This window comes from Nonomuraea sp. NPDC003727, assembly GCF_053586935.1.
In genome coordinates this window covers 271,970-295,289 of record NZ_JBSFNE010000012.1, presented here as the reverse complement: position 1 = coordinate 295,289, position 23,320 = coordinate 271,970, and the positions used below count along the sequence as shown (strand labels likewise).

Annotated in this window: 21 protein-coding genes; 7 read left to right on the top strand and 14 right to left on the bottom strand. The window is 71.0% G+C overall.

Going from position 1 to position 23,320, the window contains the following annotated elements; translation table 11 throughout:
• Positions 1–416: 416 nt before the first annotated feature.
• Positions 417–1,874 (top strand): glycosyltransferase family 39 protein, encoded by a 1,458-nt coding sequence (locus ACWDLG_RS30440; RefSeq protein WP_449926433.1) that lies wholly within the window; start codon positions 417–419, stop codon positions 1,872–1,874.
• Positions 1,875–1,901: 27 nt separating this feature from the next.
• Here ACWDLG_RS30440 and tyrS read toward each other — a convergent pair whose 3' ends face one another.
• Entirely contained in the window at positions 1,902–3,167 is a 1,266-nt protein-coding gene (gene tyrS / locus ACWDLG_RS30435; RefSeq protein WP_354912021.1) for a tyrosine--tRNA ligase, read from the bottom strand.
• An 89-nt stretch (positions 3,168–3,256) separates the two neighbouring features.
• Between tyrS and ACWDLG_RS30430 the strand changes: the two genes are divergently transcribed.
• Positions 3,257–3,661: a PH domain-containing protein gene (locus ACWDLG_RS30430; RefSeq protein WP_354912023.1), complete on the top strand. Its 405-nt coding sequence runs from the start codon at positions 3,257–3,259 to the stop codon at positions 3,659–3,661.
• On the opposite strand, the gene ACWDLG_RS30425 is transcribed toward ACWDLG_RS30430, so the two are convergent.
• The 9 genes from ACWDLG_RS30425 to argC form a co-directional block, all read right to left on the bottom strand.
• The gene (locus ACWDLG_RS30425; protein WP_449926428.1) at positions 3,598–4,224 is read right to left on the bottom strand and encodes a DNA-3-methyladenine glycosylase; all 627 of its coding nucleotides are present in this window, start codon (positions 4,222–4,224) and stop codon (positions 3,598–3,600) included. The genes ACWDLG_RS30430 and ACWDLG_RS30425 overlap by 64 nt on opposite strands.
• Complete coding sequence (gene argH / locus ACWDLG_RS30420) at positions 4,206–5,627, bottom strand: argininosuccinate lyase (protein WP_449926425.1); 1,422 nt, start codon at positions 5,625–5,627, stop codon at positions 4,206–4,208. The genes ACWDLG_RS30425 and argH overlap by 19 nt, the downstream gene beginning before the upstream one ends.
• A 34-nt stretch (positions 5,628–5,661) precedes the next feature.
• Entirely contained in the window at positions 5,662–6,861 is a 1,200-nt protein-coding gene (locus ACWDLG_RS30415) for an argininosuccinate synthase (RefSeq protein WP_449926422.1), read from the bottom strand.
• 2 nt (positions 6,862–6,863) lie between these two features.
• A complete protein-coding gene (locus ACWDLG_RS30410; RefSeq protein WP_354912034.1) occupies positions 6,864–7,373 on the bottom strand; it encodes an arginine repressor in 510 nt (169 codons plus the stop codon).
• Entirely contained in the window at positions 7,370–8,317 is a 948-nt protein-coding gene (argF, locus tag ACWDLG_RS30405; protein WP_449926419.1) for an ornithine carbamoyltransferase, read from the bottom strand. The genes ACWDLG_RS30410 and argF overlap by 4 nt, the downstream gene beginning before the upstream one ends.
• Entirely contained in the window at positions 8,310–9,479 is a 1,170-nt protein-coding gene (locus tag ACWDLG_RS30400; RefSeq protein ID WP_449926416.1) for an acetylornithine transaminase, read from the bottom strand. The genes argF and ACWDLG_RS30400 overlap by 8 nt, the downstream gene beginning before the upstream one ends.
• Complete coding sequence (gene argB / locus ACWDLG_RS30395) at positions 9,479–10,351, bottom strand: acetylglutamate kinase (RefSeq protein WP_449926413.1); 873 nt, start codon at positions 10,349–10,351, stop codon at positions 9,479–9,481. Before argB ends, ACWDLG_RS30400 begins: the two co-directional genes overlap by 1 nt.
• A complete protein-coding gene (gene argJ, locus ACWDLG_RS30390; protein ID WP_354912042.1) occupies positions 10,348–11,502 on the bottom strand; it encodes a bifunctional glutamate N-acetyltransferase/amino-acid acetyltransferase ArgJ in 1,155 nt (384 codons plus the stop codon). The genes argB and argJ overlap by 4 nt, the downstream gene beginning before the upstream one ends.
• Before the next feature lie 67 nt (positions 11,503–11,569).
• Positions 11,570–12,595, bottom strand: a complete 1,026-nt coding sequence (argC, locus tag ACWDLG_RS30385; protein ID WP_354912045.1) for an N-acetyl-gamma-glutamyl-phosphate reductase — start codon at positions 12,593–12,595, stop codon at positions 11,570–11,572.
• A 212-nt stretch (positions 12,596–12,807) separates the two neighbouring features.
• On the opposite strand from argC, the gene ACWDLG_RS30380 reads away from it, so the two are divergent.
• The 4 genes from ACWDLG_RS30380 to ACWDLG_RS30365 all read left to right on the top strand — a co-directional run bounded on the left by ACWDLG_RS30380 (position 12,808) and on the right by ACWDLG_RS30365 (position 17,294).
• Positions 12,808–14,463 (top strand): class I adenylate-forming enzyme family protein, encoded by a 1,656-nt coding sequence (locus ACWDLG_RS30380; protein ID WP_449926409.1) that lies wholly within the window; start codon positions 12,808–12,810, stop codon positions 14,461–14,463.
• Between the two features lie 438 nt (positions 14,464–14,901).
• A complete protein-coding gene (locus ACWDLG_RS30375) occupies positions 14,902–15,303 on the top strand; it encodes a hypothetical protein (RefSeq protein WP_354912050.1) in 402 nt (133 codons plus the stop codon).
• A 49-nt stretch (positions 15,304–15,352) separates the two neighbouring features.
• A complete protein-coding gene (locus ACWDLG_RS30370; RefSeq protein ID WP_449926406.1) occupies positions 15,353–15,703 on the top strand; it encodes a nuclear transport factor 2 family protein in 351 nt (116 codons plus the stop codon).
• 295 nt (positions 15,704–15,998) lie between these two features.
• The gene (locus ACWDLG_RS30365) at positions 15,999–17,294 is read left to right on the top strand and encodes an MFS transporter (RefSeq protein ID WP_449926403.1); all 1,296 of its coding nucleotides are present in this window, start codon (positions 15,999–16,001) and stop codon (positions 17,292–17,294) included.
• A 469-nt stretch (positions 17,295–17,763) separates the two neighbouring features.
• Here the strand turns inward: ACWDLG_RS30365 and ACWDLG_RS30360 are convergent, their stop codons facing one another.
• Together ACWDLG_RS30360 and ACWDLG_RS30355 are read right to left on the bottom strand one after the other, a co-directional pair.
• Complete coding sequence (locus tag ACWDLG_RS30360; protein WP_449926400.1) at positions 17,764–18,510, bottom strand: metallophosphoesterase family protein; 747 nt, start codon at positions 18,508–18,510, stop codon at positions 17,764–17,766.
• Between the two features lie 124 nt (positions 18,511–18,634).
• Positions 18,635–18,871 carry a hypothetical protein gene (locus ACWDLG_RS30355; RefSeq protein WP_449926397.1) on the bottom strand — a complete coding sequence of 79 codons (237 nt, stop codon included), beginning with the start codon at positions 18,869–18,871 and terminating at the stop codon, positions 18,635–18,637.
• Between the two features lie 76 nt (positions 18,872–18,947).
• Here ACWDLG_RS30355 and ACWDLG_RS30350 point away from each other — a divergent pair, with 76 nt between their 5' ends.
• Positions 18,948–19,547 carry a Uma2 family endonuclease gene (locus ACWDLG_RS30350; RefSeq protein WP_449926394.1) on the top strand — a complete coding sequence of 200 codons (600 nt, stop codon included), beginning with the start codon at positions 18,948–18,950 and terminating at the stop codon, positions 19,545–19,547.
• A gap of 99 nt (positions 19,548–19,646) precedes the next feature.
• Here the strand turns inward: ACWDLG_RS30350 and ACWDLG_RS30345 are convergent, their stop codons facing one another.
• A complete protein-coding gene (locus ACWDLG_RS30345) occupies positions 19,647–22,202 on the bottom strand; it encodes a phenylalanine--tRNA ligase subunit beta (protein WP_449926392.1) in 2,556 nt (851 codons plus the stop codon).
• On the bottom strand, positions 22,202–23,242 hold the full coding sequence (gene pheS, locus ACWDLG_RS30340; protein ID WP_449926451.1) for a phenylalanine--tRNA ligase subunit alpha: 1,041 nt from the start codon (positions 23,240–23,242) through the stop codon (positions 22,202–22,204). The genes ACWDLG_RS30345 and pheS overlap by 1 nt, the downstream gene beginning before the upstream one ends.
• Positions 23,243–23,320 lie beyond the last annotated feature (78 nt).

Sequence of the window (23,320 nt, the reverse complement as noted above, 5' to 3'; positions counted from 1 at the left end):
TGTTGCATGATATTTTCATGCACTGGCTTTTAACACACTGTTGAGTTCTCAAGAAACGGACGCGTTCACCGTCAACCACCCGGCCGCACTCGCTTTGTTCGTTGTGTCTTAATTTTACCGTTTCGTCCGACTTGCTGTCAAACCGGGCGAACCAGCTACAATCTCGACCACCCCGCTTCCGGGGCAACCCTCTCAACCTACCGTGACATTTGGCCGTTGTCCAATCACCCGGTTTTTCGGATGATGCGACGCCGTACCAAGTGGTGGCTGTGTTGGAGAAGGAGTGGCCCCTCGGGGCCCGTCCGCCGTCATGCGGCGTCCGGCTCGCTCCCGGGGCACAGACGAGATTAGGTCGGGATCGCCCTCACGTCAAATCTGCGTCCGGCATGTCGATCTCTGCCCCTATCCTCCACTAGGTGACCGCCACGATCGCCGCACCCGAGAGCCCGACACGCGCCCTCCCCCGTACCCCTCCCTGGCTCGCCGTCGTGGCGGGCGTCGTGGCCTGCGCCGTCGCGCTCACCGGGTCGGGCGGCGCGACCCTCAACGGGGACGAGCTGGCCACCCTCAGCGCGGCCAGGCGCGACATCTCCGGCATGTGGGAGCTCGCGCAGCACATCGACGGCCACTTCCTGCCCTACTACGTGTTCATGCACTTCTGGACGGCGTTCGGCGAGGCGGAGCTCTGGCTGCGGCTGCCGTCGGCCGTGGCCATCGGCGTGGCCGCCGCCTTCCTGGTCTGCCTCGGCCGGCGCCTGCACGGGACGACTGCGGGCCTGACGGCCGCGGCGCTGTTCGCCGTGCTTCCCTCGGTCTCCTACTACGGCGCCTTCGCCAGGTCCTACGCCTTCGCCGCCGCGGCGGTCACGATCTCCTTCTGGTGCCTGCACCGTGCCCGATGGGTGCGGTACGCGGTGTCCGTGGCCTTCGTCGGCTGCACGCACCTGTTCGCCGTCCTGGTCCTCCCCGCGCACCTCGCCCTGCTCCGCAGGGGTACCGCGAGCGCCAGGAGCGTCGGAGTCACCGCGAGCGCCAAGGGCACCTGGGGCATGGTCCTGGCCATGGCGGCCGGGTTCGTCCCCGCGGCCGTGCTGGGTCTCATCGGGTACGGCGAGCGCCACGCGATCAGCTGGATCCCCCAGCGTGGCCCCGAGGTGCTGCTGAAGTTCCCCAAGATGGCGGCGGGGGCGAGCGGGATCGGCCTGCTGCTGTTCGCGGTCGCGCTCGCCGGTGCCATCCTCATGATCAGGAGGGACACCCGGTGGGGCCTGGCGCTGTCCGGCTGGCTGCTGCTCCCGCCCGTGCTGCTGCTGGCGGTCTCCCACCTGGTGACACCCGTGTACGTGGACCGCTATCTCTTCGTCACCGCTCCCGCGCTCGCGCTGCTGGCGGCGATCGCGGTGGCCGAACTGCCCCGCTTCGCCGTACCGGCCGCCGTGGCCCTCACGGTCGCCGCGAGCGCGCTGGCCGTACCGCAGCACGGGGAGATCAGGGAGCCGAACGGCCGCTTCGAGGATGTGCCGTGGGCGATCCGGCGGATGAAGCTCGAGCCCGGTGACGCGATCGTGTACGGCCAGAGCTCGCTGCGCACCGGCTTCGACTACTACGCCGCGGCTGTCATGCCGGACGACGTGCTGCGGGAGAGCACGGCGCCGGCCGCCGACAGTTTCGCCTACCCCGAGAAGGCGGACGTCGCCGCCGCACTCGCGGGCCGCGACAGGGTCTGGCTGGTGTGGCGCGGCGCGAAGGACGCCGACCTGCCGGCGATCGAGAAGGTACGGCAGGCGGGCTTCGACCGGGCCCAGGCCTGGCACTCGGCCGACATCCCCGGCCTGACGGTCTCCCTCTACACGCGAAAGGCGGGCCTGCCCTGAGGACAGGCCCGCCGGCGGTCGGGCGGGTCAGCCGACGATGACGCCGCCGATCGACTTCTTGCCGCGGCGCAGGACGAGGAACCGTCCCTGGATCAGGTCGTCCGCGCCGGGCGTGAACGCCTCATCGGTGATCTTGACGTTGTTGAGGTACGCCCCGCCCTCCTTGATCGCACGCCGGGCCGCCGACTTCGACTCGACCAGGCCACTTTCGGCCATGAGGTCGGCGAGGGTCGGGCCCAGCGTGGCGACCCTGGCCAGCGGGACCTCCGCCAGCGCCGCCTCCAGCGTCGCGGCCGGCAGGTCCTCGAGCGTGCCCTGCCCGAACAACGCCTTGGAGGCGGCGACCACGGCGTCGAGCTCGGCCTTGCCGTGCAGCAGCTCGGTGAGCTCCTCGGCCAGGGCTCGCTGCGCCTCGCGGGCGAAGGGCCGCTCGGCGACGGCCTTCTCCAGTTCCTCGATCTCCTCGCGGCTGCGGAAGGTGAACACCTTGAGGTAGTGGATCACGTCGCGGTCGTCAGAGTTGAGGAAGTACTGGTAGAAGGCGTAGGGCGAGGTCATGGCCGGGTCGAGCCACAGCGCGCCGCCCGCCGTCTTGCCGAACTTGGTGCCGTCGGCCTTGGTGATCAGTGGCAGGGTGAGCGCGTGGACGTGCCCGCCCTCGACGCGGCGAACCAGGTCGACGCCCGCGGTGATGTTGCCCCACTGGTCGCTGCCGCCGATCTGCAGCGTGCAGCCGTGCCTGCGGTACAGCTCCAGGAAGTCGTTCGACTGCAGGATCTGGTAGCTGAACTCGGTGTAGCTGAGTCCCTCACCGGCCAGGCGCGCCGAGACCGACTCGCGGGCCAGCATGCGGTTGACGGGGAAGTGCTTGCCGATGTCGCGCAGGAAGTCGATCGCGGACAGCTCGGCGGTCCAGTCGAGGTTGCTGACCATGAGCGCGGGGTTGGGCTGGATCTCGAAGTCGATGAAACGCCCCACCTGGCCGCGCAGCCGCTCCACCCATCCGGCGACGACGTCACTGGAGTTGAGCGCGCGCTCGGAGTTGCGTCCGCTGGGGTCGCCGATCAGCCCGGTGGCGCCACCGACCAGGCCGATGGGCCGGTGGCCGGCCAGCTGGAAGCGGCGCAGCGTCAGCAGCGGCACGAAGTGGCCGACGTGCAGCGAGGCCGCGGTCGGGTCGAAGCCGCAATAGACCGTGATCGGCCCCTTGGCCATGGACGCCCTGAGGGCGTCGAGGTCGGTGGACTGCGCGATCAGGCCTCGCCACGCGAGGTCGTCGAGGATGTCGGTCACGATTCCGGCTTTCCCAACATGTAGTGGTTGACGGGGACTAGCCTGCCCGATACACACGCATCCTCGCCACTTGGATACGCTCGGTGTCCATGTGGAAGGTCCGTCGCGAGCTGGCCGTTCTCAAGATCCTAGGGGCTCTGGCCTGTGCCGGGCTCGGCGTCTACTGGTACCTCGGCGGCGACGTGCGCGGCGTCGTCCTGGCCGTCCCCGCGACCTTGCTGGTCGGCGCGATGGCGGCCAGGGACGTGATCGCCCCCGTACGGCTGGCCGCCGACGAGAGCGGCATCACGGTCGTGCACGGCTTCGCCGGCAGACGGCACGTCCCCTGGGACCAGATCGAGGACGTGCGCGTCGACGTGCGCACGAGGTTCGGGCTGCGCAGCGAGATGCTCGAGATCGACACCGGCGACCACCTGCACCTGCTGAGCGGCTACGAGCTCGGCGGCGCCTCCTGCACGGAGGTCGCGGCGTTGTTGCGCCGCCGCGGCGTGTGAGCCCGGTACGGCGAGACGGTCGGCTCCCCCTCGATCCAGAACCGCCACGGCGTGTCGGCGGCGCTGGAGATTCCCGTCCTGGGTCCTGAGCAGATCGCCGGAGCCGGCTCCCCTTCGAGCACCCGGCCGATCATGTCAAGCCCGTTGTCGGCCCTGCCGAGGCCGAGCGCGGTCGCCAGCCTGGCGGGGCCGCGCGCGAGGTCGCGGTCCTTGGCGGCGGGCCGGCGGGCGCGGGCCAGGGGCAGGCCGGTCACGATCTCGCCGGCGCGCAGCAGCACCGCCGAGCCGTGTCCCTCGGGCAGGCAGACGAGGTTGGCGCAGTAGTGCATGCCGTAGGTGAAGTAGACGTACAGGTGGCCGGGCGGGCCGAACATGACCGCGTTGCGCGGGGTCTGCCCGCGGTAGGTGTGGGAGGCGGGGTCCTCCCCCGGCAGGCCGTACGCCTCGACCTCGGTCAGCCGGACGCCGACGTCGCCGTGCACGAGGACGCACCCGAGCAGGTCGGGTGCGACCTCGTGGGCGGGGCGGTCGAAGAAGTCCCTGGTCAGACGTTGGACGCCCATGCCGCCTGCACGTCGACGGTCTCGCGCAGGGCGGCGATCTGGTCGCGGACCCTGTCGGGGGCCGTGCCGCCGTGCGCCTTGCGCGCGGCCAGGGCGCCCGGCACGTTGAGGACGTCGCGGACGTCCGGCGTCAGGTGCGGCGACACCTTGGCCAGGTCCTCGTCGCTCACGTCGCCGAGGTCGACTTCGTTGACCTGGCAGTAGACGACCAGGTGGCCGACGGCCTCGTGCGCCTCGCGGAAGGGCACGCCCTTGCGGACCAGCAGCTCGGCCAGGTCGGTGGCCAGGGCGAAGCCGTCGGAGGCGGTCGCCGACATGCGGGCGGTGTTGACGCGCATGGTGGAGACCAGCCCGGCCACCGCGGGCAGCACGACGAGCAGCGTGTCGACGGTGTCGAAGACCGGCTCCTTGTCCTCCTGCAGGTCGCGGTTGTAGGTGAGCGGCAGGCCCTTGAGCACGGTCAGCAGCGTCATGAGGTTGCCGATGAGGCGGCCGGACTTGCCGCGGGCGAGCTCGGCCACGTCCGGGTTCTTCTTCTGCGGCATGATCGACGAGCCGGTCGAGTAGGCGTCGTCCATCTCGATCCAGCGGAACTCCTGCGAGGCCCACAGGACGATCTCCTCGCCGAGCCGCGACAGGTGGACGCCGATCATCGCGGCGTCGAACAGGAACTCGGCGGCGAAGTCGCGGTCGGCGACGGCGTCCATCGAGTTCGGCGCGGCGGCGTCGAAGCCGAGCTCGGCGGCGACGACGACGGGGTCGAGCGGCAGCGACGAGCCGGCCAGCGCGCCGGAGCCCAGCGGCGAGACCGCGGCCCGCTTGTCCCAGTCGATCAGGCGGTCGATGTCGCGTGCGAAGGCGTGCACGTGCGCCAGCAGCTGGTGGCCGAAGGAGACCGGCTGGGCGTGCTGCAGGTGGGTCATGCCGGGCGCCGCCGTGTCGGCGTGGTCGGCGGCCTGGGCCAGCAGCGCCGTCTCCAGCTCCACCAGCCTGGAGACGATGGTGCGGACGTGGTCGCGGAGGTAGAGCCGCAGGTCGGTGGCGATCTGGTCGTTGCGGCTGCGCCCGGCGCGCAGCTTGCCGCCGAGGGCGCCGAGCCGCTCCAGCAGCCCCCGCTCCAGCGCGGTGTGCACGTCCTCGTCGGCGACCGTCGGCCGGAACTCACCGTTCTTGCAGGCGCGCTCCAGGTCATCGAGCGCGCCGATCATGCGCTCGAGCTCGTCGTCCGTCAGCAGGTCCGCCCTGTTCAGCACGCGGGCGTGCGCCCGCGAGGCCATCAGGTCGTACGGCACCAGCCGCCAGTCGAAGTGCACGCTCACCGACAGCCGAGCCAGCGCGTCGGCGGGGCCCGACTCGAAGCGCCCGCCCCACAGCCTCATCGGCTTGCCATCACTCACCGTCATACCCTCCGTCTTCTCCGCGAAGTCCCACGCGATCCTAGCCATGCTTCACGTCACGGGCTGCAGCGATCTTGGACGGCAGGCTCCACAGCTGGACGAATCCCTTGGCGAGCGACTGGTCGAAGGTGTCGCCGGTGTCGTAGGTGGCCAGCGAGAAGTCGTACAGCGACTGCTCCGAGCGCCGGCCCGTGACGACCGCGCGGCCGCCGTGCAACGTCATCCTGATGTCGCCGCTGACGTACTTCTGCGCCTCGGCGATGAGCGCGTCGAGGGCGTGCTTGAGCGGCGAGAACCACAGGCCGTCGTAGACGAGCTCGCTCCAGCGCTGGTCGACGCCGCGCTTGAAGCGGGCCAGGTCGCGTTCGACGGTGACGTTCTCCAGCTCCATGTGCGCGGTGATGAGCGCGATGGCGCCGGGCGCCTCGTAGACCTCGCGCGACTTGATGCCGACGAGCCTGTCCTCGACCATGTCGATCCTGCCGACGCCCTGCGCGCCGGCCCGCCTGTTCAGCTCGTCGACGATCTGGAACGGCGTGAGCAGCCGCCCGTCGAGGGCGACCGGCACGCCGCGCTCGAAGGTGATGACAACCTCGTCGGCCTCGCGCGGCTCGGCCGGGTCGGCGGTGTAGGCGTAGATGTCCTCGGTGGGACCGTTCCAGATGTCCTCGAGGTAGCCGGTCTCGATGGCCCTGCCCCACAGGTTCTGGTCGATCGAGTAGGGGTTCTTCTTGGTGGTCTCGATCGGCAGGCCCTTCTCCTCGGCGAAGGCGATGGCCTTGTCACGGGTCCAGGCGAAGTCGCGGGCGGGCGCGACGACCTTGAGGTCGGGGGCCAGCGCGGCCAGGCCCGCCTCGAAGCGGACCTGGTCGTTGCCCTTGCCGGTGCAACCGTGGGAGACCGTGGTGCCGCCGAACTGCTTGGCCGCCGACACCAGGTGCTTGACGATCAGCGGGCGCGACAGCGACGACAGCAGCGGGTAGCGGTCCATGTAGAGCGCGTTGGCCTGCAGCGCGGGGACGCAGAAGTCGGCCGCGAACTCGTCCTTGGCGTCGATCACCACGGACTCGACGGCGCCGCAGTCGAGGGCGCGTTTCTGGATCACGTCCATGTCCTCGCCGCCCTGACCGAGGTCGACGGCCACGGCGATGACCTCGGCGTCCATTTTCTCGGCCAGGAACGGAATGGCGACGGAGGTATCCAGCCCTCCGGAGAAGGCGAGCACGACTCTCTCAGACATGATCATGGTCCTTTGCGGTTGGCGATGTTGAGCAGGCTGCCCGCGAGCGCCTGGCCCCCCTGCGGGTCACGGCTGATGACCAGGATGGTGTCGTCTCCTGCCACGGTGCCGAGGATGGACTCCCAGTCGGCGTGGTCGATGGCGGAGGCGAGGAACTGGGCGGCGCCGGGCGGTGTCCTGACGATGACGAGGTTGGCCGAGGCCTCGGCGGAGACGAGCAGTTCCTCGGCGATGCGGTTGAGCCTGGCGGCGGGCGACTCGCCGGTGCCGAGGCGGGCCAGCGGGATGCGCCCGCCGCCCTCGCCGGGAAGGGCGTAGACCAGCGAGCCGTCCTCCGCGCGCAGCTTGAGGGCGCCGAGCTCGTCCAGGTCGCGGGAGAGCGTGGCCTGGGTGACCTCGACCCCGCTCTCGGCGAGCAGCTTGGCCAGCTCCGGCTGGGAGCGCACGGCCTGGCGCTGCAGCAGCTCGGTGATCTTGGCCTGTCGCGCCACCTTGGTCATGGGGATGGTCATCGGGACTCCTTCGCCGGTGCCGTCACCAGCCACTGCAGGAGCGCCTTCTGCGCGTGGCGGCGGTTCTCCGCCTGGTCCCACACCACGCTGCGGGGGCCGTCGAGCACCTCGGCGCTGATCTCGTAGCCGCGGTAGGCGGGCAGGCAGTGCAGCACGACGGCCTCGGGCGCGGCGTGGGCCAGCAGCGCGGAGTTCACCTGGTACGGCATGAGCACCGCGACGCGCTCCTCCTTGCCGTCCTGCCCCATGGACACCCAGGTGTCGGTGGCGACGACGTCGGCGCCGTGCGCGGCGACCACCGGGTCCTGGTGGACGGCGACGGTGCCGCCGGTCTGTTCCGCGATCTCCGCGGCCCTGGCCAGGATCGCGGGATCGGGCTGGAAGCCGGACGGCGCGGCGATCCGCACGTGCATGCCGGCGGTGGCGCCGCCGAGCAGGTAGGAGTGGGCCATGTTGTTGGCGCCGTCGCCGAAGTAGGCCAGCGTCAGCCCCTCGGTCCTGCCGAAACGCTCCCTGACGGTCTGCAGGTCGGCGAGGATCTGGCAGGGGTGGTACTCGTCGGTCAGGGCGTTGACCACGGGCACGCCCGAGGCCGCGGCCATGGCGTCGATGCGCTGCTGGGCGCCGGTCCGCCACACGATGGCGGCCACCTGGCGCTCCAGCACCCTGGCGGTGTCCTCGATCGGCTCGCCGCGGCCCATCTGGGACGTGCCGCCGTCGATGATCATGGGGAGGCCGCCCAGCTCGCCGATGCCGACGGCGAAGGAGACACGCGTCCTGGTGGACGGCTTGTCGAACAGGACCGCGACGGTCCTGGGGCCCGCGAAGGGGCGGTAGCCGTACGGGTCCTTCTTCATCGCCGCGGCCAGGTCGAGCACCTCGGCCTGCTCGGCGGGCGAAAGGTCGTCGTCCTTCAGGAAGTGCCGGACGGGTGGTCTAGTCACGGGAGGCCTCTTCGAGGATGGAGGGGAGGGCGGCGACGAAGGAGCGGATCTCCTCGGCCGTCACCACCAGCGGAGGGGCGAGCCGTACCGCGTCGGGCTGCAGGGCGTTGACCAGGAATCCGGCGTTCTGCGCGGCCTGCTGCACCTTGCCGGAGACCGGCTGGTGGAGCACCAGTGCCAGCCAGAGGCCGCGGCCGCGCACGCCCTTCAGCAGCGGGTGCCGCACCTCCTCCAGGCCCGACCACAGCAGGTCGGCGGCCCGGTTGACGTGGTCGAGGTCGACGTTGTCCAGGACGGCCAGCGCGGCGGCGCAGGAGACCGGGTTGCCGCCGAACGTCGAGCCGTGATCGCCCTTCTCAAACAGCGTGCCGGCGAAGCCGAAGCCCACGCACGCGCCGATCGGCAGCCCGCCGCCCAGGCCCTTGGCCAGGGTGAGGATGTCGGGCACGACGCCGTCGGCCTGGTGGGCGAACCAGTGTCCCGTCCGGCCGATGGCCGACTGGATCTCGTCGGCGACCAGCAGTGCCCCCGCCGCGGTGCAGATCTCGCGGGCGGCCTTGAGGTAGCCGTCCGGCGGCGGCACGACGCCCGCCTCGCCCTGCGTGGGCTCGAGGAAGACGGCGATGCAGTCCTCGGTGACGGCCTGGGCGAGCGCGTCGGCGTCGCCGTACGGTACGAAGCGGACCTCGACGGGGAACGGGCCGAACTGGTCGCGGATGGCCTTCTTGCCGGTCAGCGACAGGGCGCCCATGGTGCGGCCGTGGAAGCCGTTCTCGGTGGCGACGAAGTAGGAGCGGCCGGTGGCCTTGCCGTACTTGACTGACAGCTTGTAGGCGGCCTCGTTCGCCTCGGTGCCGGAGTTGGCGAAGAAGATCCTGGCGGGCTCCTTCAGCAGCTCCAGCAGCTTCTCGGCGAGCAGCACCTCGGGCTCGTGCAGGAACAGGTTGCTGGTGTGGGCGATGGTGGCCACCTGCCGGGAGACCGCCTCCACCAGCGCGGGGTGGGCGTGGCCGAGCGAGTCGACCGCGATCCCGCCGATGAAGTCGAGGTACGGCCGGCCGTCGACGTCCCACACGGTGGTGCCCTCGCCTCGGGCCAGAGCCAGCGGCGGGACGCCGTAGTTCGGCATGAAGGCGTTCTCGAACCTCTGATACAGGTTCATCAGGGCATCACCATGGTTCCGATTCCGTGGTCGGTGAAGATCTCGAGCAGCAGGGAGTGGGGCACGCGGCCGTCGAGGACGTGCGCCTGCGGCACGCCGCCCTGCACGGCCGTCAGGCAGGCCTCCATCTTGGGCACCATGCCGCTGGATAGCGTCGGCAGCATCTCGGCCAGCTCGACCGCCTTGAGCCGGTCGATCACGTCGGTGTCCTCGGGCCAGTTGGCGTACAGGCCCTCGACGTCGGTGAGCACGATCAGCTTCTGCGCGTCGAGCGCGACGGCCAGCGCGGCGGCGGCGGTGTCGGCGTTGACGTTGTAGATCTCCCCGTCGTCGCCGCGGGCGACGCTGGAGACGACGGGGATGCGGCCGTCGTCGAGCATCGCCCGGACCGCGCCCGGCTCGACCCTGACGATCTCGCCGACCTGGCCGATGTCGACCGGCTCGCCGTCGACGACGGCGTGCTTGCGCTCGGCGGTGAACAGGTGGGCGTCCTCGCCTGACATGCCGACGGCGAACGGGCCGTGCCGGTTGATCAGGCCGACGACGTCGCGGTTGACCTGGCCGACCAGGACCATCCTGACGACCTGCATGGCCTCGGGCGTGGTGACCCGAAGCCCCGCGGTGAACGTCGACTCGATGCCCAACCGGTCGAGCTGGGCGTTGATCTGCGGCCCTCCGCCGTGCACGACGACGGGCTTGAGGCCCGCGTAGCGCAGGAAGACGATGTCCTCGGCGAAGCCCTCCTTGAGGGAGTCCTCGGTCATGGCGTTGCCGCCGTACTTGATGACGACGGTGGCGCCGCTGAACCTGGCCAGCCAGGGCAGCGCCTCGATCAGCGTGCTCGCCTTGGCGAGCGCTCCGTTGGCCCTCATGAGCTGTACGCCGAGTTCTCGTGGACGTAGGCGGCGGTCAGGTCCGTCGTGTGGATGGTCGCCGAGTGCGGTCCTGCCGACAGGTCGATGGTGATGGTGACGTCGCGGGGACGCATGTCGACCTTGGCGCGGTCGTCGCCGACGGCGCCGCCCCTGCAGATCCAGATGCCGTTGATGGCCACGTTGATCCGGTCGGGCTCGAAGACCGCGTCGGTGGTGCCGACCGCCGACAGGACGCGGCCCCAGTTGGGGTCCTCGCCGTGGATGGCGCACTTGAGGAGGTTGGAGCGGGAGACCGTACGGCCGACGGTGACCGCGTCGTCCTCGCTGGCCGCGCCGACGACCTCGATGGCGATCGCCTTGGAGGCGCCCTCGGCGTCGACCAGCAGCTGCCGCGCCAGGTCGGCGCAGACCTCGGTGATCTTCTTCTCGAACTCGTCGAGGTCGGGGATGATGCCGGAGGCGCCGCTGGCCAGCAGCAGCACGGTGTCGTTGGTGGACATGCAGCCGTCGGCGTCGAGCCGGTCGAAGGTCTTCGACGTGGCCTTGCGCAGCACCGTGTCGAGCTGCTCGGCCGACAGGTCGGCGTCGGTGGTGATGACGCACAGCATGGTCGCCAGGGCGGGGGCGAGCATGCCGGCGCCCTTGGCCATGCCGCCGACCATGTAGCCGCCGTCGCCACGCTTGAAGGAGATCTTGGAGACGGTGTCAGTCGTGCGGATCGCGTCGGCCGCCGCCAGGCCGCCGTCGCGGGAGAGCTGGGTGGCGGCGCTGTCGACGCCGGCCAGCAGCCGGTCCATGGGCAGCCGCTCGCCGATCAGGCCGGTGGAGCACACCGCGATCTCGCCGGCCGAGTCGGCCAGCACCTCGGCGACCTTCTCCGCCGTGGCGTGGGTGTCCTGGAAGCCCTCGGGACCCGTGCAGGCGTTGGCGCCGCCGGAGTTGAGGACGACCGCGCGCACCCTGCCGCCGGCCAGGACCTGCTGTGACCACAGGACAGGGGCGGCCTTCACGCGGTTGGCGGTGAAGACGCCCGCCGCGGCGCGGCGGGGCCCCTCGTTGACGACGAGGGCCAGGTCGCGGTGACCGCTGGCCTTGATGCCCGCGGTGATGCCCGCGGCCTTGAACCCGAGGGGTGCTGTGACGCTCATGCGTCCTCCTTCGTCGGACGCATGAGCGTCAACGCACAGTGTTTGATGGTTCCCTCGCCACGCTCGCTCACGGGGCGACTCCGTTCTGAGGAAGGCCGAGCTCTTCTGGTAGGCCGAGGGCGAGGTTGACGCTCTGGATCGCGCCGCCCGCCGTGCCCTTGGTGAGGTTGTCGATGGCGATGACGGCGACCACGCGGCCGGCTCGCTCGTCCAGCGTGACCTGCAGGGCCGCGGTGTTGGCGCCGTAGGTCATCGCGGTGGCGGGCCAGGTGCCTTCGGGCAGCAGCGTGACGAACGGCTCGTCCTTCAGCGCGCTGTCGTAGGCCTCGCGCAGCGTGGCGGTGGTGAGGCCGGGGGCGGCGGGGGCCGTGCAGGTCGCGAGGATGCCGCGGCTCATCGGGGCCAGCATCGGGGTGAAGGCGACGGTGACGGGGACACCCGCCACTGCCGACAGGTTCTGCTCCATCTCGGGCGTGTGGCGGTGGACGCCGCCGACGCCGTAGGCGCTGACCGAGCCCATGACCTCGCTGCCGAGCAGGTGCGGCTTGAGCGCCTTGCCGGCGCCGCTGGTGCCGGTGGCGGCCACCACGACCACGTCGGGCTCGGCGAGCCCTTCCGCGAAGGCCGGGAAGAGGGCCAGGGTGACGGCCGTCGGGTAGCAGCCGGGTACGGCGATGCGCCGGGCGGCCTTGAGCAGGTCGCGCTGGCCGGGAAGCTCGGGCAGGCCGTACGGCCAGGTGCCCGCGTGGGCTCCGCCGTAGAACTCCGCCCACGCGGCGGGGTCGGCGAGCCGGTGGTCGGCTCCGCAGTCGACGACCACCGTGTCGTCGTCGAGCTGGGCGGCGACCGCGGCGGACTGGCCGTGCGGGAGGGCGAGGAAGACCACGTCATGGCCGGCGAGGGTCTCGGCGGTGGTTTCCTGAATGATCCGGCCGGCCAGCTGGGGCAGGTGCGGCTGGTGGGCGCCGAGCGGGCTGCCCGCGCTCGTGGCCGCGGTCAGCGCGCCGATCTCCAGCTCAGGATGCATGAGCAGCAGGCGCGCGAGCTCACCTCCGGCATAGCCGCTGGCTCCGGCGATCGCCACACGCTGCATAATCATTCACCCTTACTCATGCTCTTGCTTAGAAAGATTATGCATGTGAGTCGATGAACATGCAAGCAAGCTCGGCCTGCGCGCCCGCATCGTGAGACGGGACTAAACACCCAAAGAGTGCATAATCACTCAGAATTGAGGATCTAGCGTCACGTACCTACCGGTCGGTACTGTGAAACTCCGGTTCACAGACCCTGCGGGAGTTCTTGCCCATGAGCATCACGCACACCCAGGTCCAGGCCCAGCTCACGGCGGCGGGCCAGCTGTTCGAAACCGAGGCGCTCGACTCCGGGATCCGTACGTGGAAACACGCACCCAGACACTTCCGCACGATGCTCGAGAACAGTCGGTTCCAGGGCGAGAAGGACTTCCTCGTCTACGAGGACGAGCGGATCAGCTACGAGGAGCACTACCGGCAGGCGGCGACCCTGGCGCGCAGGCTCGCCGAGGAGTACGGCGTCGCCAAGGGTGACAGGGTCGCGATCGCCATGCGCAACTACCCGGAATGGGTCGTCTCCTTCTCCGCCGTGCTCGCCGCGGGGGCGATCGCCGTACCGCTGAACGCGTGGTGGACCGCGCAGGAGCTCGCCTACGGGGTCACGGACTCGGGCGCCAAGGTGCTGATCGCCGACGGCGAGCGCGCCGAGCGGCTGGCCGGCACAGGCGTGCCGCTGATCGTCACCAGAGGATCGGGACACGGCAGGCCGTGGAACGAGGTCATGGGCGAGGTCAGGCCGGACGTGACGCTTCCCGAGGTGGAGCTGTCGCCCGAGGACCCGGCCACCATCTTCTACACCTCCGGCACGACGGGGCTGCCCAAGGGCGCGCTCGGCAGCCACCGCAACCTCGGCCAGGCCCCGATGACCGTCGCCTACTCGCTGATCAGAGCGGTCGTCATGGCGGGCAAGGACCCGTCCGGCCTGACGGGTGAGCGGCGCGTGACGCTGCTGACCGTGCCGCTGTTCCACGTGACGGGCTGCTTCGCCGTCCTCATGGGCACCATGTTCACCGGAGGCGCTCTCGTGCTCATGTACAAGTGGGACCCCGAGCGGGCGCTGCAGCTCATCGAACGCGAGCAGATCACCGGCATGACCGGCGTGCCCACCAACGCCTGGCAGCTGCTGTCGCACCCCGACGTGGGCAAGTACGACCTGTCGTCCCTCACCGGCATCTCGTACGGCGGCGCCCCCGCACCGCCCAAGCTCATGGAGCGCATCAGCGCCGAACTGCCGGGCCGCGCGCCGAGCAACGGTTACGGCATGACGGAGACCACGGCCCTGGCGATCAACAACGCGGGCGCCGACTACACCCGCAGACCGGACAGCATCGGACTGCCCTCCGCCGTCGTCGACGTGCGCGTCACCGACCCCACGGGCGCGCCGCTGCCCGCCGGCGAGGTGGGCGAACTGTGCCTGCGGGGACCCAACGTCATCCTCGGCTACTGGAACAAGCCCGCGGCGACGGCCGAGACCTTCGTCGACGGGTGGCTGCACACCGGCGACCTGGCGCGGGTGGACGACGAAGGCTTCGTGTACATCGTCGACCGGGCGAAGGACATGGTGATCCGCGGCGGCGAGAACGTGTACTGCGCGGAGGTCGAGGCGGCGCTGTTCGAGCACCCGTCCGTGGACGACGCGGCGGTGATCGGCGTGCCGCACGACGAGCTCGGCGAGGAGGTGGGCGCGGTGGTCCGGCTGTCGGCCCCCACCACGGCCGAGGAGCTGACGGCGTTCCTACAGGAACGGATCGCCGGGTTCAAGGTGCCTGCCCACTACTGGTTCAGGGACAGCGAGCTGCCGCGCAACCCGGGCGGCAAGATCCTCAAGACCCGGCTGCGGCAGGAGGTCCTGGGCCCCGACCGACCCTGATGCCCGGCCCCTGCTGACCGGCCCTACTGAGCGCTGACCGGCCCTGCTGAGCGGCCCGAGGCCCGCTCTTCCGCCCCCCTCGCCCCGCGAGCTCATCCCTCCGGCCCGTGCCCTTCCACCCCCCTTGACCTGCGCGCATCCCCTCGGAACCGCGCTCTTCCACCCTCTCGACCCGCGCCCTTCCACCCCCTTTGACCCCCTTGACGCCCGCTCATCCCCTCGGGCCCGCGCTCTTCCGCCCTCCCGACCCGCGCTCTTCCACCCCTCTTGACGCGCTCATCCGCGCCCTCGGTGGGTGGAAGAGCGTTTTTCTTTTGCTTTGTCGCAGGTCAGCGCGCCACAGGCGGTCGTCGTTACCTCCCGCGTAATCGCAGCCTTGATGTCCCTGATGACACGGTTGCACCACCGGAACGAAACACCCTTCCGAAGGAGCACACGATGACCACCATCCCCGTCACCGCCGACCGCGCCAAGTTCCTGCGCCTGGCCCTGGCCGCGGACGCCATCATCACCGGCGGCAACGGGCTGATCTACCTGCTGGCCGCCGCCCCCGTCGGCGCGCTCCTCGGCGCCGACGCCGGCGTCCTGCGCGAAATCGGCGTCTTCCTCCTCGTCTACGGCGCGGCGGTCGGTTTCCTCGCCAGCCGGGCGACCATCAGCAGGGCCGCCACCCAGGCCGTGATCGCCCTGAACATCGTGTGGACCCTCGGCAGCGTCGCCACCGTCGTCACCGGCCTCATGGACTTCACCACCATCGGCGCGATCTGGGCCATCGCCCAGGCCCTCGTGGTGGCCGGCTTCGCCGAACTGCAGATCATGGGCCTGCGCAAGGCCGCCTGACCCCCTCACCGACCCGCCCCTCTCACCGACAGGAAAGGACGAGAACACCATGACCATCGTCGAGCGCTACCTGGCCGCCTGGAACGAGACCGACGCCGAGGCCCGCGCCAAGGCCGTCGCCGAGCTCTGGACCGAGGACGCCACCTACACCGACCCCATGGCGGACGTGGCCGGCCACGAGGGCATCGCCGCGGTGATCGCCGGAGCCCAGGAGATGTTCCCCGGCCTGGTCTTCACCCCCGGCGAGCTTTACGACGCCCACCACGACCTGGTCCGCTTCACCTGGCACCTCGGCCCCGCCGGCGGCGAGGCACTGGCCGTCGGGTTCGACGTGGTGAAGCTCGCCGAGGACGGCAGGATCCGCCAGGTGCTCGGCTTTCTCGACAAAGTGCCCGGCTGAGCGATCCGCTCGAAGGCCCCCGGACCCCGGGGGCCTTCGTCATGCTCGGGCCCTCACGCGGAGGCCGTCACACTGGGCCATCCGGCGGGTGCCCATCATGTGGGGCCATCACGCGAAGGAGCCATCGGCTGGGAGGCCATCACGCGAGGGAGCCGTCACGCGAAGGGGTCATCACGCGAAGGGGCCATCGCGTGGGAGGCCATCACGCGAGGGGCCGGCACGCCGGCGCTTCGTCCTGCCGGGCGGTGGAAAATCCTTTGCGCCGACCCGCGGCCCCGAAAGACAATGAACCCTCGTGTCCGACCGACTCAAGCGCCTGCTCGCCCACTTCGCCATCGACCTGGGTCCGCTGCGCGAATCCCGCGACTACCGGCTGCTGATGGCCTCCGGCGTCATCACCATGTTCGGCACGTTCATCACGATGGTCGCGGTGCCGTACCAGATGAAGGAGCTGACCGGCTCCTACGTCGCGGTCGGCCTGGTGAGCCTGGCGGAGTTCGTGCCCATGGTGATCTGCGGGCTGTGGGGCGGCGCGATCGCCGACTCGCTCGACCGGCGCAAGGTCATCCTGCTGGGCGAGGTCGGGCTCATGGTGACCTCGGCGCTCCTGATGGTCAACGCGATCCTGCCCGAGCCGCAGGTGTGGGTGCTGTACGTGGTCGGCGCGCTGTCCACCGGCCTGGCCAGCCTGCAGCGGCCGAGTCTGGAGGCGCTGATCCCGCAGGTGGTCAGGCACGACCAGCTGGGTTCCGCGGCCGTGCTGGCCAGCCTGCGCTGGAACATCGGCGCCATCACGGCGCCCGCCCTCGGCGGCCTGCTGGTGACCACGTTCAGCGTCGCCACCGCCTACGCGGTCGACACCATCAGCTTCGTGCTCTCGCTGCTGCTGCTGTGGCGGATCGCGGCCGTCCCGCCGAAGGAGGACGCCGCTCCGGCCTCGCTGAGCTCGCTGGTCGAGGGCGTCCGCTACGCCGTCGGCAGGCGCGACCTGATGGGCACCTATCTGGTCGATATCGCCGCGATGGTGTTCGCCATGTCGACGGCGCTGTTCCCGTTCATCGTCGACCACTACGGCGCTCCCCAGGCGCTCGGCCTGCTGTATTCGGCCGGCGCGGTCGGCTCGCTCGTCGCCTCGCTCACGGGGGCCTGGGCGGCGCGCGTGCAACGACAGGGACTCGGCGTGATCCTGGCGGCGGCGCTGTGGGGGGCGGCGATCGCGCTCGCGGCGGTGATCCCCAACATCTGGGCGATCTTCCTCTGCCTGGCGCTGGCGGGCGCGGCCGACATGGTCAGCGGCATCTTCCGGATGACCATGTGGAACCAGACCATCCCGGAGGAACTGCGCGGCCGCCTGGCGGGCATCGAGCTGCTCTCCTACGCCAGCGGCCCGATGCTCGGCAACGCCAGGGCCGGGCTCATGGCGCAGGCCGGAGGCGCCCGGTTCTCCCTGGGGGTGGGCGGGTTGCTGTGCGTGGGCTCGGTGGCGCTGCTGGCGTGGCTGCTGCCGTCCTTCCGCACCTACGACGCCAGGACCAGCGAACACGCGCTGGCCGAGAAGGCCCGCCGCGAGGCCGCCACCTCCCAGGCCTGACGCCGACGTGCGGCCCTGCCGGCCCCAGGCCGCCCGGACCTGAGCCCGCGCCGCCCCGGCGACGCCACCCCGCTGGAGCACGCCCGCTGATACCGCCGCCCGAAGCGTACCCGGTGGTACCGCCGACGCAGCCTGCCCGGTGGTGGTACCACCGCTACGGCCGGCCCAGCGACACGTCCCCAGCCGGCGCGTGCCCAGTGATGCCGCCCGGGCCTTCCCGGCGGCACGTCGCCGCTCGAGGAGGGCATGCCTGGCGACCTGCCATCGGGTACCGGCCATGGGACGGCACGCCCCATGACCAACCGCCGGGGCGGCAGTCGCAGCGCGGCAGATCGCCAGTCGAAGGCACGCAGATGACCTACCGCCGGGGCGCCGGCCGGGCGGCACGCCGTCGGTCGAGGACATGCGTGATGGTCTGCCGCCGGGGCGTCGGGCACGCCCGGAAAGGACGCGCCGCGAAGGCGTGGCGCTAGGCGGGCCTGCCCTCGGCTTTCCCGAACGCGCGCAGCGCCTCCACGTCGGAGTGGATTCCGGTGACGTAGTCGGCCACCCATCCGGCGACCTCGGGGAAGCCGCTCTCCTCGACGATCCGTGCGCCCGCCGCTCGTGCGTCGAACAGGGTACGGCGGAGCGTGACGGCGCCGCTTCCCGCGTCGAGCAGGGCCCAGTGGGCGCCCGCCGTGCCGTACGGCATGCCGACCGAGCCGGGATTGACCACCAGCCTGCGGTCGACCAGCCTGACGAACGGCATGTGCGTGTTGCCCAGCACGACCGTGTCCGCCCCGACAGCGTCGAGCACCTCGGCCCAACGCTCGATCGTGCTGTCGACCAGGATCATCTCATCGTCACGCCGGGGCGTGGCGTGCACGAACAGCGTCGTGCCCAGAGCGCCGAGATCCAGTTCGCGCGCGTCCGGCAGGCCCGCCAGCAGCTCCACCTGGTCATCGCGCAGCTGCCGGCCGGCCCACTGCGAGATCGGGTAGGCGCTCGGCTTGCCGCGGGCGACCTCCACCAGCTCCCGGTCCGCGTTGCCGTTCACCCACAGCGCCCGCTCCCCCAGCGAGACCAGCAGGTCGAGCGTCGCAACGGGTTGCGGGCCCGCGGCCATGTCACCGGTGAGGACGAGCAGGTCCGCCGCCACAACGTCGGGTTCGGCCAGCACGGCCTCCAGCGCGGGCAGGACACCATGGATGTCGGACAGTACGGCTACACGCATGCCGTTCACGCTGCCGGATCGCCCGCGCGCCCCTCAAGGGCTTTCGCCCGTGGCGGACCGCCCGGTCGCCCGCACCCTCGGGTCAGCCGCTCCGCGTCCCCTCAGGCATCACCACCGCGGGCGATCAGCCGCTTTCGCGCCAGCCCTCGCGTTCCTCCACCAGCGCGTCGACCCGCGCAAGGTGCTCCTCGTCGAGCCCTTCGACGACGACGAGCCACTGCGCGTCCTCGGCGTCGTCCTCCCCCGCGAGCGTCTCCCTGACGACGGCAGGCACACCGCCGAGCCGCGGGAACCATTCGACCAGCGTCTCGGCCACCTCTTCGGCGTCGTCACGTTCGGAGAACACCAGCAACTGCCTCATGGACGGCAAGCCTAAAGCCCGGCCCTGCCTCCTCGTTCTCCGGGCGTGAGCGGCGTAGATCACCTACCGTGGGCCCATGGCGTCCGACGCGGTGACACCGGAGACGACTCGCTCGCTACCCGGTTGGGTCTTCCCTCCGGCCGAGGGCTTCGCCGCCGAGCACCTCGATCACCTTCCGGATCTGCCTGCGCGCACGGAGTTGATTGACGCAAGCTTGGTGTTCGTGAGACCACAGCCGTCCCTCCACATGCGCACGGTCTCGCTCCTGGAGTTCGAGCTGCGACGCCAGGCTCCGGGCACGCTCAGGGTGCGCAGGCACATGAGCGTCATCCTCGGCCCGGCCCAGCGGCCCGAGCCTGACGTGAGCATCGTCCGCGCCGAGGCGACGCACGGCGAGGAGACCTCCTACCAGGCGGCCGACGTGCTGCTCGCCGCCGAAGTGGTGACACCGGACTCTCTCGTGCGCGACCGCGAGCGCAAGCCGCAGCTGTACGCGGAGGCGGGCATCAGGCACCACTGGCGGGTCGAGAACGACGCGCATGGTCCCGTCGTCCACGTCTACGAGCTCGACCCCGCGACCTGCGCCTACGGGCTCACCGGGATCCACCACGACCGGTTGAAGCTCACCGTCCCGTTCGACCTCGACATCGACCTCACCGAGATCGACCGGCTCTGAGATCAATCGGCTCTGAGATCTGGACGAATCCGCGAGCCGGGCGGCACGGAGGTCGCCACGAAAAAGGGGGCCCCGAGGGGCCCCCTTTCACGGTCTCTCCTACGCCCCGCGCAGTTGCGCGCCGACCCGGTCGGCGGCCATCGCGACGGCCGCGTCGCGGGCGGCGGTGGTCTCCTCCACCGTCAGCGTGCGGTCGGCGGCGCGGAAGCGCAGCGTGTAGGCCAGCGACTTGTTGCCCTCGCCCACCTGCGCTCCGGTGTAGACGTCGAACAGCCGCACCGACTCCAGCAGCTCGCCCGCGCCGTCACGCAGCGCCGCCGCCACGTCCGCGACCGGGGTCCAGTCGGGGACGATCAGCGCGACGTCCTGCGTGGCGATCGGGTAGGAGGAGACAGGGGGCGTCTCGACCGGCCCCGGCATGGCCTGCTCGAGGCGGGTGAGCTCCAGCTCCATGGCGCAGGTGCGCGGCGGCAGGCCGTAGGCCTCGACCACCCGGGGGTGCAGCTCTCCCGCGTGGCCCACGAGGACGTCGCCCACGTAGAGGGCGGCGCACCGGCCGGGGTGCCACGGCTCGTGCTGGTCGGCGACCACGGCCAGCTCCACGCGGGCCTCTCTCGCCACGAGCCGCGCGGCCTGTACGGCGTCGGCCCAGCCGGCCTGGCGGCCCTGGCCCCACCAGCCGGAGCGCTCGAACTCGCCGGCCAGCACGACGGCCACCCGCTGCGGCTGCCTGGGCAGCGCCGACTCGATCGACTCGAGCTCCTCGGGAGAGGGCCGGCGGTCGACGCCGAGCACGGGCGCCTTGGCGGGCGTGCCCTCACCGGGCCGGTAGACCAGGCCGGTCTCGAACAGCGCCACGTCGTTGAACCCGCGGCCCACGTTGCGCACCAGGGTCTTGAGCAGGCCGGGCAGCAGCGTGGTGCGCAGCAGCGGCTCGTCCTCCGACAGCGGGTTGGCCAGCCGTACGGCACGACGGCGGTCGTCGCCCTCGGGCAGCTGCAGGTGGTCGAGGTCGCGCTCGCCGAGGAACGGGTAGGCCAGCACCTCGACGTAGCCGGCGGCGGCCAGCGTGCGGCCGACCCGCCGGCGCAGCCGCTGCGCCTCGGTCAGCCCGGCGCCCGCCGGAGCCTTGGGCAGGATCGAGGGCAGGTCGGCGTAGCCCTCGAGGCGGATGACCTCTTCGGCCAGGTCGTTGGGGTCGGTGAGGTCGGGGCGCCACGACGGCGGCGTGACCGTGATCATGTCGTCGCCCGTCACGGCCAGCAGCCCGTCGGTGTCGCCGCCGGAGACCACGCCCGTGGGGTCGACGCCGCCGCGCTGCGGCGCCGGGTCGGCGCCCGGCACGACCTGGCAGCCCACCTGCTCCAGGCGGGTGACGACCGTCTCGCGGGAGTACGGCACGCCGGCCACGGCCCCCGGGTGGGAGGTCGGGATGGCGATCCGCACGGGCGACACCTCGCTCTGGGCGTGGGTGACACCCGGGACGGCGGTGGCACCGCCCAGGGAGGTCAGCAACTGCACCGCCCGCCACGAGGCGGCCAGCGGCAGCTCGCGGTCGACGCCGCGCTCGAAACGCTTGGACGCCTCCGACACCAGGTTGTGCCGACGGGACATGCGCGCCGTGCCGGTGGCCGAGAAGTGGGCCGCCTCGATCACGATGTCGGTGGAGTCGTCGGAGATCTCGGTGTGCAGGCCGCCCATGGTGCCCGCCATCGAGATCGCGCCCGAGTCGTCGGTGATCAGGATGTCGTCGGTGTCGAGCTTGCGGACGACGTGGTCGAGCGTCTCCAGCGTCTCGCCGGGGACGGCCCGCCGTACGACGATCTCGCCGGTCAGCTTCGTGCGGTCGAAGGCGTGCAGCGGCTGGCCGAGCTCCAGCATCACGTAGTTGGTGATGTCGACGGCCAGCGACACCGGACGCATGCCGGCCCTGGTGAGCCTGGTGCGCATCCACAGCGGGCTCGGCGCGGACGGGTCGAAGCCGCGCACCTCGCGCAGCACGAACCTGTCGCAGGACGTCGGGTCGCCGATGGAGGCGGGGTGGGACGGCTCGGTGTCGGCGGGCAGCTCGATCGCCGCCGGGTCATGGAACGGCACGCCGAAGGCGGTGGCCGCCTCGCGGGCCACGCCCCTGATCGACAGGGCGTAGCCGATGTCTGGGGTGATCTCCAGCTCGAGCACGTCGTCGCGCAGGCCGAGCAGCTCGACCACGTCGGTGCCGATCGGGGTGTCCTGGGGCAGCACCATGATGCCGTCGTGGTCGTCGCCGAGGCCGAGCTCGCGCTCGGAGCAGATCATGCCCTCGGACATGCGGCCGTAGGTCTTGCGCGCGCCGACCTCGAAGCCGCCGGGCAGCACGCCGCCGGGCAGCACGACGGGCACCCTGTCGCCCACCACGAAGTTGGTGGCGCCGCAGACGATCTGGCGCGGCTCGGCCTCGCCGACCTCGACCATGCAGTGGCGGATCGGCTTCTTGAAACCGGTCAGCTCCTCGATCGAGAGCACCTCGCCCACCACGACGTTCTTCACGTCGTGGCCGTGGGAGCTGATGCTCTCGAGCTTGAGGCCGGCGGCGGTGAGCTTGTCCGCCACCTCGTGCGCGGTGACGGCGGGGAGGTCGACGTGCTCCCGCAGCCAGGAAAGCGGGACCTTCATCAGATCTCCATTCCGAACGGGAGGGTGAAGCGGACATCGCCCTCGACCATGTCACGCATGTCTTCGGCGTTGTGGCGGAACATCAGCGTCCGCTCGATGCCCATGCCGAAGGCGAAGCCGGAGTACTTGCGCGGGTCGACGCCGCAGGCGACGAGCACGCGCGGGTTGACCATGCCGCAGCCGCCCCACTCGATCCAGCCCTCCGACTTGCAGGTGCGGCAGGGCGGGTTGCCGGGAACGGCCGAGGCGCCCCTGCACACGAAGCACTTGAGGTCCATCTCGGCCGAAGGCTCGGTGAAGGGGAAGTAGTTGGGCCTGAACCTGGTCGTGATGCCCTCGCCGAACATGACCTCGGCGAAGCGGTCGAGCGTGCCCTTGAGGTGGGCCATCGTCAGGCCCTCGTCGATCGCCAGCCCCTCGACCTGGTGGAAGACCGGCGTGTGGGTGGCGTCGAGCTCGTCGGTGCGGAAGACCTTGCCGGGCGAGACGACGTAGACCGGCACGCCCCGCTGCAGCAGCGCCCTGATCTGCACCGGGGAGGTCTGGGTGCGCAGCACCTTGCCGGAGTCGGTGGACTCGACGAAGAAGGTGTCGTGGTCGGAGCGGGCCGGGTGGTCGGTCGCGATGTTGAGCGCGTCGAAGTTGAACCACTCGCCTTCGAGCTCGGGGCCCTCGGCGACCTCGTAGCCCATCGCGACGAAGGTGTCGGCGATGCGTTCCTGCATGGTCGTGAGCGGGTGGCGGGCGCCTCGGGGCGCGCGGTCCCAGGGCAGCGTGACGTCAACCGTCTCCTCGACGAGGACGCGGGCGTCGCGCTCGGCCTCCAGCTCGGCCTGGCGCGCGGCGAGGGCCTCGTTGATCGTCTTGCGGGCGCCGCCGATGCGCTTGCCCGCCTCGGCGCGGGCCGCGGGCGGCAGGGCGCCGATCTCGCGGTTGGCCAGCGCGATCGGCGAGCGGTCTCCGGCGTGTGCGAGGCGCACCTGCTTGAGTGCGTCGAGATCGCCCGCCGCCTTGATCGCGGCGACGGCCTCGGCCTCCATGCGCGCCACCTCGTCGGCGTGCAGAGGGGTGACCTCGACGGGGTCGTAGTCAGACAAGAGAGAGCTCCGTATCCAGGG

Excerpts from the sequence above, each read along its gene's own strand:
- ACWDLG_RS30360 (WP_449926400.1), bottom strand. The coding sequence starts at position 18,510 with ATGCGTGTAGCCGTACTGTCCGACATCCATGGTGTCCTGCCCGCGCTG.
- argB (WP_449926413.1), bottom strand. The coding sequence starts at position 10,351 with ATGAGGGCCAACGGAGCGCTCGCCAAGGCGAGCACGCTGATCGAGGCG.
- ACWDLG_RS30410 (WP_354912034.1), bottom strand. The coding sequence starts at position 7,373 with ATGACCATCCCCATGACCAAGGTGGCGCGACAGGCCAAGATCACCGAG.
- ACWDLG_RS30415 (WP_449926422.1), bottom strand. The coding sequence starts at position 6,861 with ATGTCTGAGAGAGTCGTGCTCGCCTTCTCCGGAGGGCTGGATACCTCC.
- argC (WP_354912045.1), bottom strand. The coding sequence starts at position 12,595 with ATGCAGCGTGTGGCGATCGCCGGAGCCAGCGGCTATGCCGGAGGTGAG.
- ACWDLG_RS30400 (WP_449926416.1), bottom strand. The coding sequence starts at position 9,479 with ATGAACCTGTATCAGAGGTTCGAGAACGCCTTCATGCCGAACTACGGC.
- ACWDLG_RS30350 (WP_449926394.1), top strand. The coding sequence starts at position 18,948 with ATGGCGTCCGACGCGGTGACACCGGAGACGACTCGCTCGCTACCCGGT.
- ACWDLG_RS30430 (WP_354912023.1), top strand. The coding sequence starts at position 3,257 with ATGTGGAAGGTCCGTCGCGAGCTGGCCGTTCTCAAGATCCTAGGGGCT.
- argJ (WP_354912042.1), bottom strand. The coding sequence starts at position 11,502 with ATGAGCGTCACAGCACCCCTCGGGTTCAAGGCCGCGGGCATCACCGCG.
- argH (WP_449926425.1), bottom strand. The coding sequence starts at position 5,627 with ATGACGGTGAGTGATGGCAAGCCGATGAGGCTGTGGGGCGGGCGCTTC.
- ACWDLG_RS30355 (WP_449926397.1), bottom strand. The coding sequence starts at position 18,871 with ATGAGGCAGTTGCTGGTGTTCTCCGAACGTGACGACGCCGAAGAGGTG.
- ACWDLG_RS30345 (WP_449926392.1), bottom strand. The coding sequence starts at position 22,202 with ATGAAGGTCCCGCTTTCCTGGCTGCGGGAGCACGTCGACCTCCCCGCC.
- ACWDLG_RS30375 (WP_354912050.1), top strand. The coding sequence starts at position 14,902 with ATGACCACCATCCCCGTCACCGCCGACCGCGCCAAGTTCCTGCGCCTG.
- ACWDLG_RS30425 (WP_449926428.1), bottom strand. The coding sequence starts at position 4,224 with ATGGGCGTCCAACGTCTGACCAGGGACTTCTTCGACCGCCCCGCCCAC.
- ACWDLG_RS30370 (WP_449926406.1), top strand. The coding sequence starts at position 15,353 with ATGACCATCGTCGAGCGCTACCTGGCCGCCTGGAACGAGACCGACGCC.
- ACWDLG_RS30380 (WP_449926409.1), top strand. The coding sequence starts at position 12,808 with ATGAGCATCACGCACACCCAGGTCCAGGCCCAGCTCACGGCGGCGGGC.
- pheS (WP_449926451.1), bottom strand. The coding sequence starts at position 23,242 with ATGGAGGCCGAGGCCGTCGCCGCGATCAAGGCGGCGGGCGATCTCGAC.